7 protein-coding genes are annotated in these 8,001 nt (G+C 40.3%); 2 read left to right on the top strand and 5 right to left on the bottom strand.

Annotated elements, in window-relative coordinates; all coding sequences use genetic code 11:
* Positions 1–73: 73 nt before the first annotated feature.
* The 3 genes from GW12_RS02085 to GW12_RS02095 all read right to left on the bottom strand — a co-directional run bounded on the left by GW12_RS02085 (position 74) and on the right by GW12_RS02095 (position 1,848).
* The gene (locus GW12_RS02085; RefSeq protein ID WP_375730985.1) at positions 74–445 is read right to left on the bottom strand and encodes an acyl-CoA thioesterase; all 372 of its coding nucleotides are present in this window, start codon (positions 443–445) and stop codon (positions 74–76) included.
* 74 nt (positions 446–519) lie between these two features.
* The gene (gene trxC / locus GW12_RS02090) at positions 520–951 is read right to left on the bottom strand and encodes a thioredoxin TrxC (protein ID WP_034582791.1); all 432 of its coding nucleotides are present in this window, start codon (positions 949–951) and stop codon (positions 520–522) included.
* A complete protein-coding gene (locus GW12_RS02095; RefSeq protein WP_034582793.1) occupies positions 952–1,848 on the bottom strand; it encodes an alpha/beta hydrolase in 897 nt (298 codons plus the stop codon).
* Between the two features lie 124 nt (positions 1,849–1,972).
* Here GW12_RS02095 and GW12_RS02100 point away from each other — a divergent pair, with 124 nt between their 5' ends.
* Positions 1,973–2,308: a TIGR01244 family sulfur transferase gene (locus GW12_RS02100; protein ID WP_034582795.1), complete on the top strand. Its 336-nt coding sequence runs from the start codon at positions 1,973–1,975 to the stop codon at positions 2,306–2,308.
* A gap of 460 nt (positions 2,309–2,768) precedes the next feature.
* Here GW12_RS02100 and GW12_RS02105 read toward each other — a convergent pair whose 3' ends face one another.
* Positions 2,769–4,727, bottom strand: coding sequence for an Ig-like domain-containing protein (locus GW12_RS02105; RefSeq protein WP_034582796.1), 1,959 nt, complete (start codon positions 4,725–4,727; stop codon positions 2,769–2,771).
* Between the two features lie 151 nt (positions 4,728–4,878).
* Between GW12_RS02105 and GW12_RS02110 the strand changes: the two genes are divergently transcribed.
* A complete protein-coding gene (locus tag GW12_RS02110) occupies positions 4,879–6,261 on the top strand; it encodes a dihydrolipoyl dehydrogenase (RefSeq protein ID WP_034582797.1) in 1,383 nt (460 codons plus the stop codon).
* On the opposite strand, the gene GW12_RS02115 is transcribed toward GW12_RS02110, so the two are convergent.
* Positions 6,224–7,840: a Na/Pi cotransporter family protein gene (locus tag GW12_RS02115; protein WP_034582798.1), complete on the bottom strand. Its 1,617-nt coding sequence runs from the start codon at positions 7,838–7,840 to the stop codon at positions 6,224–6,226. The two genes, GW12_RS02110 and GW12_RS02115, sit on opposite strands and share 38 nt — an antisense overlap.
* Between the last annotated feature and the right edge of the window lie 161 nt (positions 7,841–8,001).

The raw sequence follows: 8,001 nt of genomic DNA on the forward strand, positions 1-8,001 counted from the left end.
TGCTAGTCTAGAGCCTTAAATTTTTTCAATTCAAAAAATAAAAAACCAGACTTAAAGTCTGGTTTTTTATTTATCAGTTCGCTTGTTGAGATTCAAGGAACTTCTGCTTCACGTCCTCTGGTATTGGACGTTTATTGCCTTTGACATCCACTGCTACAAAGGTAAACACACCTTCAGTCACACGTTTAGGTTCACGGGAATCATCATGACTATCCCACACTTCAATCTGCATCTGGATTGAGGTATTCCCTACTTTCAGAATCTTGGTATAACAGCTGATCACATCACCCACTTTCACTGGCACCAGGAAAGTCATCTGATTGATCGAAATCGTTGCACAGCGGCCTCTAGAAAAGCGTTCGGCATGAATCGCACCGGCCAAGTCCATTTGTGAAACAATCCATCCACCAAAAACGTCACCACTCCAGTTGGTATCCGCTGGCATTGCAATTGTCTGTAGGGAAAGTACTCCCTCTGGTTTTACATGAGAATCTGACACGTTAACTCCAGGCATGGGTATTAGGATTTGGCATTCAGATGCTGGTCTAGCCACTGTTTTAGCTGAGGTGCTCTGAGTGCACCACTTATTCTAGCAATTTCATCGGTTTTATTCATCAAAACTAATGTCGGAATGCTACGAACATTGAAAGCGGCACTTAAACGTGGATTGGCTTCGGTATCAATTTTCGCAAACACCACATTCGGATAATCTTTGGCAACCATGGCAAACTGGGGTGCCATCATCTTGCACGGACCACACCAGTCCGCCCACAGGTCAATTAAAATTGGCAGGTCACTGCCGGTAATAAACTGGCTGAAATTCTGTTCATTGAGTTCAATCGGAGCGAGTGGAATCAATCCCTGATGACACTGGCCACATGCAGGACTCGCGCTGAGCTTATCTTCAGGCACACGGTTTTTGGCCTGACATGACGGACATACGATGATCATCTAACGAACTCCAATATATTGATGTAAGAATTCTAATTGGGTCGGAATTGCTTTTTCAAACCATTCACCATGATAAATATCAAAATGTTGCATATCCCATTCATGATATTCGGCAAATGGCGCAATATTGGTAACGGTTTCACGACTCGACTCAATCGGAATCAGACTATCCTGTTTCGCGGCAATAAACAGTACCGGAACAGTAATCTTTCTTACGTCCTGAATTGGGCGATAGCGGATCAAATTAAAGAATGCCCGAGCTGGAATTTCCCCGCTCCAGTAATAATCCGGATTGACGATCGATAAATAGCCTTTATAGCTATCTGCTGTTGGCAGGAAACACAGCTCGTGTTCAGAAACTACAGGTAAGGTTTTGGGTGCCATTCCAACTTTGGAGCCCATATAATCTTGACTGGAAATCTTTAAGGCTTTCGGCATCTGTTGTAATGGATACAACTTGGCACTTTCTGTACCATCCACAAATGGCACTTGCACCATAATGGCCTGAATGTCTTTAGACTCAGCAGCCAGCGAAAGTACATGACCACCACTTAAAGCGGTTCCCCACAAGACAATACGCTTGGAATCTATCGACTTGCGTTCTTTAACATGGGCAATCATGGTACGCCAGTCATCAAGCTGAGCCTTGATTGAAACCAGTTCACGAGGCCGTCCGGTACTGCCCCCCCAATAGCGATAATCGAATAAAATGACTGCATAACCCGCTGCAGCAAACCGTTGGGCATATTTGACCAGTGCAAAATGACGTAAGGCAGCCAAACCATGTGCCATTAAAATGACTGCAGGCTTTTGTACGTTCTTGGGACGGTAAAAATCGGCAGCAATGACATCCTGACCGCTTTTGACATACAGTGGTTCGACTGTATATTCGTGCATACGCGCTCCGTTGCGTTATTTTATGATTGTAATCGTTTATAAAAATTTCAGATCTTTCTGATCATTATTGAGCTTAATGCTATCATAAAGCATATCTTTATAAATTAAATGATGGAGTGACATCATGAGTGAAAATGTAGGCTTCGCAGGTCAAATTGGTCCAGAACATATCGATCAAGTGGTTGAAAAAGGTTTTAAATCGATTATCAACAATCGCCCGGATATGGAAGGTGGCCCGGAACAACCGACTAGTGCACAAATTGAAGAAGCCGCACGTGCTGCAGGTTTAAACTATGTGCATCAACCTGTTGTGGCCGGTCAGATCACTGAAGTAGATGTCCGCACTTTTGCCAATCACTACAATGAATTACCAAAACCATTATTGATGTTCTGCCGTACCGGTAACCGTTCAAATAACCTTTATCAACTGGCAAAACAAATGGATTTGCTAGATGACTAAGGTTTTTGGGTCATCTGTAATTTTGCAGGTGGCCTAAGCTTTTACGCATAAAATAAAACATTAAGCTATCACTGATACCAACCCTATAAATAAATGATGATCTAACTCCGATGAAAGCTTATCGGGTTATTTAGAGCAATTCTTTATCTCTAGCGCTCAGATTACACAATAGAACATTGAATAATTATTCAAATACTATAATGATTTACTACCTCTATTTTAATCATAAGCTGCAGTGGCATATGAGCTGCTACCTTAAATCAAAAGGTAAAGAAACAAGGATTAATTCATGAATAAAATTTTACTGGTGATCTGTTTAAGTTTGGGCTTTGTTGGTTGTAGTTCGATGAATGTGAAGCCGACTGTGGGTATAAGTATGGGAACTTCAATTTAATTTTTTTAGATTTCAGTTCCCATAAAAAAACAGCGCCTAAGCGCTGTTTTTTGTTTATTTTAGAAATTAACGATAAGTTACATAAAAGTTAGAGACCTTACCATTTGGAGCTGTAGTAGTAATTTTAAAATTATCTCCAGCTGCACAATCTTTTAAACGATATTGGTAATAAGTCGAATTAATCACATTGGCAATTGGATTACTTCCTGAAGATAATTCAGCAGTACATGATTTATTGTTATCTGTAATATCCTCTGGAGTTACAGCAATTGTGGTGCCTGATGGCATTGGTGTTGTTAAAGCACTCTTACCAAATAAATTGAAACTTAAAGAAGAACCACTTGCTCGCAAGTCACGAATAGTCGCTGTACTATCAGCAAAATATAAAACAATTTGTTGACGTAAAATTGCCGATAATTGGTTATCACAAGTATTGGTAATATTAGGTTCAGAGAATGAAGAAATACCACAGGTTAAACGTGAACCCAAAAGTTGGCGATCATATTTAAATTCACCAATTCCACTATCATAACGGTTATTTTCATTATCATCGCGGAAAAAGCTACCAATATTATTAACTAAGGTATCCACTCCTGGCGTATAAATATTATCACCGTTCGTATCAACGTAACTCTTATCGCCTTCCACATAAGCTAGTACAGATACACGACCATCAGCAGGACGTGGATTTTGAGTACTTAATTCTACAGAACATTGACCTTTAACAGTTGAACATGCTCCATCAACTTTACCACCCTCTGTAATAAAGTTAACTACTGTTCCATCGGGAACGTCATTACCGTTACGATCAGCTAATCGTGCAACGATGGTCGTAGTATCTCCATCCTTATCGTTCTCTAATGAGTTTTTAGAAACTGATAAACTAAAACTATTTTGAGTTGCACGACCCGTTGTAATGGTTATATTTTTCGCAAGTGCACTAAAACCACTAGGCAAAGTTGCTTTAATTTCTACAGGACCTGGGATATCACCTGGATAGATATTTACAATGACTTTACCATTACTATCAGTTTTAACTGTTCGATCCTCAGTATTGCCAAGACTTACAAAGCTTGACCCCCTTGGAGCTTTATTCAAGCTTAATGTCACATCCTGATTGGCAAGTGCTGTGCTATTTGAATAAACAGTAAATTCCACTTGACCACTTGAGGATGAACCACTTCCCTGGACTGGAATCTTTAATTCGTCCGTAGATGTATAAACAATAGATGTAGCTGTTGCTGCTTGAATGTTAACAGAAAGCTCTTTTGAATTTGTTGGAGATGTACTTGGCGTTACAGTAATCTTCTGATTGCCACTACATAATTTTCCAGCTGCATCATAAGCATAATATGTGTTGGAAATATTTCCTTCACTTGATGAAACAACTTTCGGATTACTGAAGCTACCACAGCCAGCAGAGAATGTTACTTCTTGATTATTTTGATAATTACCATCAGCATCTTTTGTAATCAACGTTATGAGAGTCGAACCACCCGAAACTAGAGATGTACTTGCTGCAACAAGTTGGTCAATCACAATATCAGTTTTAACGAAGCTAACATTTTTTGACTGAGTAGCAGTTTGATCCTCTAATTCAACAGAGGCTGATATCTTATATGCGCCTGTCACATTCGAATCTGTTGGCATAACACCAATACTTGCTTCACCATCAGCATTAGTAAAAACTGAGCTATTGGTAGTACTGAATGTCATATTCTCACCAGAAAAAGTAACTAAGGCCCCACGAACTGGATTACCATTTCCATCCGCTACTTTAACTGTTGCTATAGCCCCTAATGCTGAAATTGTTTGCGTTTCTGCTCCATTTGAGTCTGTTAACAAAAAGTTAGTAATTTTGAGTGACTGGACTTCAGAAGGGTTACCAGCATTATCTGAACCACCTGTATTACCACCTGAATTACCGTTCTCATAGTAGCCTTCACTACCACCACCACCACAGCCCGCCAAAAGTAAAGCTAAAGCAAGAGCAGAAAACTTGGTGCTCAATTTTGTATTAATCATCTAAATCCCCAAACCCCTCATTTATAAGAGTGTGTTATCAATAATTTTTTGTAGATTATGTAATCATAGATAAAATTTTATATAAATAAAAGCGAGACTCATCTTTTATATGCTAACTTTTAATGAAAAATAATTTGAATAAAGGCTGAGTATGTACGACCTTATCATCATTGGCTCAGGCACAGCAGGCATCACAGCCTATAAAGAAGCAATCAAACACATAGACAACATCCTGATCATTAACGATGGTTCTTGGGGAACAACCTGTGCGCGGGTGGGTTGTATGCCGAGTAAAGTCCTGATTGCCTCGGCTAATCGTATGCATCTGGTTGAGCATACTCAGGATCTAGCTTTGGATGTTAAAGCTGAAATTGATACTTCCAATGTGATGTCACGAGTTCGGGAATTACGTGACTTTTTTACTCAAGCAACACTCAATGATGTTGAACAATGGAATCCCAAACATAAAATTGCAGGTCAAGCAAAATTTATCGATGCACAGACTATAGAAGTCAATGGACGACATTATCAGGCCAAAAGCTTTATTCTGGCTGTCGGCTCACACCCAAATATAGATAAACAACAAAAAGAACTACTAGGTGACCGACTGATTACCTCGAATGAAATATTTGAACTCCCGACCTTGCCAAAATCTCTAGCTGTGATTGGTAGCGGTATCATTGCCATCGAACTGGCTCAAGCCATGCAACGTTTAGGTGTACAGACTACAGTCTTTGCCCGTAGCCAGAAAGTTGGTTCACTAACCAGTCCTGCCTTACAGGAACTAGCTCAACAGCAACTTAGTTCAGAACTGGATATCAAATTTAAAACGCTTCCAGAAGAAGCGACCCGGCAAGGGGATAAAGTTCAGATTAAATTTAAACGAAATGAACAATTTCAAACTATAGAAGTCGATTATGTCTTATCTGCTACTGGCCGCAGCAGCAATCTGGATCAGCTTGGACTCCAAAACATTGATGCAGCTTTTAACGATATTAAAAATCTGCCAATAGATGCGTCTACCAAACAATTAGGCAATTACCCAATCTTTATTGCGGGAGATGCTGGACACGATCATCCGATACAGCATATTGCGGCTCATACCGGAAAACATCTGGTTAAAAATTGTCTGAAATTTCCAGAGATCAAACCGATACTAAAACTTACTCCATTAGCCATTGTATTTAGCCAACCGGAAATGGCGACCATTGGTAAAACATATAAGCAATTAAAAGAAAATAGGATTGAGTTTGTGACAGGTTCTGCCTCTTATGAAAGACAAGGTCGTGCCCGAGTTGAAGCTATTAATATCGGTGCTATTGAACTCTATATAGAAAAGACAACGCGCAAACTGGTGGGAGCTGAACTTTTCTGTGCTCAGGCTGAACATTTAGCACATCTACTAGCCTGGATTATTGGTGAAGAGCTGACAGTGGATCAGATTTTGGAAAAACCATTCTATCACCCTACCCTGGAAGAAGGTTTACGTACAGCACTTAAACATGCACGTCGTCAGCTTGATGCTCGTGTTTAAATTCCTTTTCACAAAGCACATTTACAAAGCGCTGGCTATGCACAATCAGACGTTCCAGCCAGCGGTGAGCTGCAAGTAACTCTAAAATTCTGGCAGCATTTAAATGATGGCTGGCAGCATATTCATTAATCTTTTCACGCAATTCCGCATGATGTTGCTTGGCCCATTGTTCCAGTAAAATCAGTTCATTTTGCAAAGCCTGAATTTTTTCATGATCTGCCAAATCTGAGGCTTGTTCCCAATAATTACCCACGACTTCCATAAAGTCTAACGCAACCTGATACAGTGCGGGCTGAGTCCTTAAATCCAGACTATAAGATAATTGTTCCAGATCGCTACGCAGTACTTTCAGATAAACAACCGTACGTAGCAATATTAATAAGTTAGCCTGATCTTCTGAATGATCAGCCACCACAATTTTTTCTAGATATTCTCGCAGTTTATGGATCAATTCATCCTGTTGTTTCAACTGATTAGCTGCAACGAGTTGCCCATCCTTAAATGCAGCCTTAAACCACACATATTGCTGCCACATCAACTGAAAAATGACCTGTTCTGCTTGAGCAATCGCGATCGCTGGCACAGCCAGACTAGTTTCATCCAAATATTGAATCAGGCGATCGTCATCAGAAGGAATCAATCGAATCAGCAGTTGTTTAAATTGTTCAATAAAAGGCATCGTTAGCATAGCGCCAAACAAGCTAAAAGCGGTATGAAAAGCTGCAATAATCAGTACCTCATCCCAAGAGGACAGTAATCTGCCTTGCTGATGTAGCCATAGGAATAATGGGCACAAAATAAAAAAAGCAAAAATGGCACTAATCAGATTGAAACCCACATGCACAGCAGCCGTTCGCCGGGCATTGCTATTGGCACCAATCGCAGCCAATACTGCCGTAGCCACCGTACCCACATTTTCACCAATCACCAGCAAAAGCGCCTGCTCTAACTGGATAATTTGACTGGCTAATGCAGTGATCGTTGCAGTCAATGCAGCACTGGATGACTGTAAGATAACGGTTAAAACAAAACCAATCAGTACCAGCAAAAATTTTGAGAAGAATGTATCCGTTTTAAAAGCAGAAAGATCAATCTGATCAGATAAGCCGGACATTGCTAGTTGCAGTAATTCAATGCCGTAAAAAAGTACTCCAAAACCAGCAAGTGTTAACCCAATGAGAGCAACACGTCCCTGCGTTAAAATTTTTAGTAATGCCCCCAAGGCCACCATGGGCAAAGCAAACTGGCCAATAGAGAATTTAACCCCTAAAACAGCAACCATCCATCCCGTACTGGTCGTACCGATATTCGCACCGATAATCACACCTACCGACTGAGCAAAAGTCAGTACACCTGCACTCACAAAACCAATCGTAGCGAGCGTTGTTGCAGTAGAAGACTGTACAATCAGGGTAAAAACAATGCCGGAATTCATTGCCTTGATGGGTGAACCTGTAAATCGGCCTAACCACTGTCTCAGTGACTCACCCGCCAGATCCTTGAGGCTATCGGTCATCAAGGTCATGCCGAACAGAAATAAGCCTATTCCACCACAGAGTTGTATGAATACCTCAAACACACCCACCTCTTTTTATAATTCTTAAAGCTGAAATAATTTAAACAAAGTCACTGAAAATACAGACAGCATAACAAATGATTTAAAATTTATAGGGTGATTAACAGAATTTTTTAGGCACAAAAAAAACACCCCCTGCACTAGTCAGGGGGTGTTTAGAATAA

The sequence above is a fragment of the Acinetobacter sp. HR7 genome, assembly GCF_000773685.1.
GTDB lineage: Bacteria > Pseudomonadota > Gammaproteobacteria > Pseudomonadales > Moraxellaceae > Acinetobacter > Acinetobacter thermotolerans.

Coding starts and splice junctions, on each gene's coding strand:
- GW12_RS02085 (WP_375730985.1), bottom strand. CDS start 445: ATGCCAGCGGATACCAACTGGAGTGGTGACGTTTTTGGTGGATGGATT.
- GW12_RS02095 (WP_034582793.1), bottom strand. CDS start 1,848: ATGCACGAATATACAGTCGAACCACTGTATGTCAAAAGCGGTCAGGAT.
- GW12_RS02105 (WP_034582796.1), bottom strand. CDS start 4,727: ATGATTAATACAAAATTGAGCACCAAGTTTTCTGCTCTTGCTTTAGCT.
- GW12_RS02110 (WP_034582797.1), top strand. CDS start 4,879: ATGTACGACCTTATCATCATTGGCTCAGGCACAGCAGGCATCACAGCC.
- trxC (WP_034582791.1), bottom strand. CDS start 951: ATGATCATCGTATGTCCGTCATGTCAGGCCAAAAACCGTGTGCCTGAA.
- GW12_RS02100 (WP_034582795.1), top strand. CDS start 1,973: ATGAGTGAAAATGTAGGCTTCGCAGGTCAAATTGGTCCAGAACATATC.